At 65.0% G+C, this 2,981-nt stretch carries 2 protein-coding genes and 2 pseudogenes; all 4 read right to left on the reverse strand.

What is annotated here, in order from left to right:
• Nucleotides 1-147: 147 nt before the first annotated feature.
• A pseudogene (locus tag JCM9942_RS13060) lies at nucleotides 148-638 on the reverse strand (dihydrofolate reductase).
• A 68-nt stretch (nucleotides 639-706) separates the two neighbouring features.
• Nucleotides 707-1,501, reverse strand: a complete 795-nt coding sequence (locus tag JCM9942_RS13065; protein WP_054660203.1) for a thymidylate synthase — start codon at nucleotides 1,499-1,501, stop codon at nucleotides 707-709.
• Nucleotides 1,498-2,399: pseudogene (gene lgt, locus JCM9942_RS13070) on the reverse strand (prolipoprotein diacylglyceryl transferase). The gene JCM9942_RS13065 and the pseudogene lgt overlap by 4 nt, the downstream one beginning before the upstream one ends.
• 64 nt (nucleotides 2,400-2,463) lie before the next feature.
• A complete protein-coding gene (locus JCM9942_RS13075) occupies nucleotides 2,464-2,955 on the reverse strand; it encodes a TPM domain-containing protein (protein WP_054660205.1) in 492 nt (163 codons plus the stop codon).
• Nucleotides 2,956-2,981 lie beyond the last annotated feature (26 nt).

Genomic DNA, 2,981 nt, shown 5'->3' on the forward strand with positions numbered 1-2,981 from the left:
TCCGCGCCGGCATCGTCCGCGTGGTGGTGGTACCAACCACCCTGGCGGCAATCCGCACAAGCCCGCCCCGGGCGAATGAAGCGCGGACCATCGGCGCAGCCGCCGATGGTCATGCAAAGGTCGCGGCGTTTCCCACGGGTCTGTTGATCAGCGCCGGACGTAGTGCGCGAACCGGAAGGCGAAGGCATGCCGCTCGTCGGCCGCGTGCGGCTGGCTGTCCACTTCCTGCCACTGCGCCGGATCCACTTGCGGAAAATGCGTATCGGCCACCACCGCGGTGTCCACCCAGGTCAGATACAGATCACTGGCCTGGTCCAGCAACAGGCGATAGACCTCGCCGCCGCCGATCACGCACAGCTCCTGCGCACCTTCGCCCCGGGCAACCGCCTGGGCCTCATCGAGTGAAACCACCGCACGCATCCCTTCGAACGGCACCTGTCCGCTGCGCGTCAGCACCAGGTTGGTGCGACCGGGCAACGCCCGACCCAGCGACTGTGCGGTCTTGCGCCCCATCAATACTGGCCTACCAAGGGTGAGCGCTTGAAGTGCTTCAGATCATCAGGAAGGTGCCAAGGCATCTGATTGTGCAGACCAATACCGTGTTGGCGGTCCAAAGCAGCAATCAGCGACAGCTTCATTGCAAGCACCGTTTACGGCGGGCCAGTATAAGCGCACCGGCTTATCGGACGTCATTTGCCTTTTTAAGTCACACGGCCACCGGCGCCTTGATCGCCGGATGCGGGTGATAGCCGTCAATGCGAATGTCATCGAAGGTGAAACCGAACAGATCGGCCACTTCCGGGTTCAACCACAGCGTCGGCAGCGCGCGCGGCCCGCGTGCCAGCTGCTCGCGGGCCTGTTCGAAGTGGTTCGAATACAGGTGCGCATCGCCCAGCGTATGCACGAAATCCCCCACCCCCAGCCCGGTGGCCTGCGCCACCATATGCGTGAGCAGCGCATAGCTGGCAATGTTGAACGGCACGCCGAGGAAGATGTCGCCGCTGCGCTGGTACAGCTGGCAGCTGAGCTTGCCGTCCACCACGTAGAACTGGAACAGGTTGTGGCACGGCATCAACGCCATCTGCGACAGCTCGCCCACGTTCCAGGCGCTGACCACCAGCCGCCGCGAATCCGGATTGCGTTTGATCTCTTCCACCAGCCACTGCATCTGGTCGATCTCGCGGCCGTCGGCGGTGGCCCAGCTGCGCCACTGTTTGCCATAGACCGGACCGAGATCGCCGTTGGCGTCGGCCCACTCGTCCCAGATCCGCACCTGGTTGTCCTGCAGATAGGCGATGTTGGTGTCACCTTTCAGGAACCACAGCAGCTCGTGGATGATCGAGCGCAGGTGCAGCTTCTTGGTGGTGACCAGCGGGAAACCCTGGTTGAGATCGAAGCGCATCTGCCAGCCGAACACGCTGCGGGTGCCGGTACCGGTGCGGTCGGACTTCTCGCTGCCGTGCTCGAGCACATGCTGCAACAGCTCCAGATACTGCTTCACGCCTTTTCTCCCGCCACTGCCGGCTGCAATACCGGCGCGCGCCGCGACAGGGCCAGCAGTACCAGCCCCAGCCCGATCAAGGGCAGGCTCAGGATCTGCCCGCGGGTCAGCCAGTCGAACGCCACGTACACGCCGTTGTCGGGCATGCGCACGAACTCGACCAGGAAGCGGAAGCTGCCATACAGCAGCGCGAACAGACCCGACACGGCATAGCGCGGGCGCGGCGTCCTAGAATATAGCCACAGCACCACGAACATCACCAGCCTTCCAGCAGTGCTTCATACAGCTGCGAGGGATGCCGGGCGTACTGGTTGAGCAGACCGGCGGCGTAATCCTGCTGGATCTGCGCGGCCGACATCAGCTGCTGCATGCTCGGCAGGCCGGCGGGCACATCCTTCAGCGGCGCATGCGGAAAGATCACGCCCCAGCCGGCATGGGTGAACTTGCCGAACAGCTCGCCACCGATGAAATTGCCCAGCCGGCCGAACCCCAGGCCCAGCGGCACCAGCGGCGCGACGAAATCGATGGTGTCGAAGAAGTGCAGCCTGTGCTTGCGGGTCCACCACCAGCCGGCGATCAGCACGCCCAGCAGGCCGCCGTGGAAACTCATGCCGCCTTCCCACACCCGCAGCAGGATCATCGGGTTGGCCAGCCATTCGGCGCTGGCATAGAACAGCATGTAGCCGATACGCCCACCCAGCACCACGCCGAGCATGCTGTAAAACAGCAGATCGGAAAAACCGTTCATGTCCACGCCCGGCAGACGTCCGGCGCGGATGCGCACGCGGCCCAGCCACCAGGCGGCGGCGAAACCGAGCAGGTACATGATGCCGTACCAGTGCACCTTGATCGGCCCCAGCGAGAAGGCGACGGGGTCTATGTCGTGTAGGTAGATCATGTGGGCACGCAGTGGCAGACAAGCCCCTATTCTCGGGGCTGCATCCCCCGCGTCAACCGCCGGCTCAATCGAGCAGCTGCGGCCGGTCCGGCAGTTCGTTGCCCGCGCGCCGGGTCGGATCCGCTGGAAAGTGCGCGGCCAGCAGCTGCGAAACCTCGGCCACCGCTGCCAGCACCGCCGCTTCACGGTCGCCGTTGCGCAACTGCTCGCGCAGGTGATCGCAGATCCTCTGCCATTGCGCGGCCTCGATCACCTCGCGCAGACCCCGGTCGGCGATGATTTCAATGGCCCGGTCGGCCAGCAGCAGATAGATCAGCACGCCGTTGTTGGCCTGCGTATCCCAGGTCCGCAGCAGGGCGAAGGCGTGTTCGGCGCGCTGGCGGGGCGTGACACCGTTCCACAGCGCCGCCAGCGACAGGTCCGATTCGACCGCGAACATCACCTGCACGCCATGCAGGCGCTCGCCGGCGGCGATAGCATGGGCGATCCGGTCCAGACTCGCTTCCGGGAACGCGGCCTGTGCCGAGGGCGAGAACAGATGGCGCAACCAGCGCATCACCAGCTCCCCGAGGCGCCACCGCC

Origin of the sequence: Stenotrophomonas pictorum JCM 9942 (genome assembly GCF_001310775.1) — a bacterium.
Classification (GTDB): Bacteria; Pseudomonadota; Gammaproteobacteria; order Xanthomonadales; family Xanthomonadaceae; genus Stenotrophomonas; species Stenotrophomonas pictorum.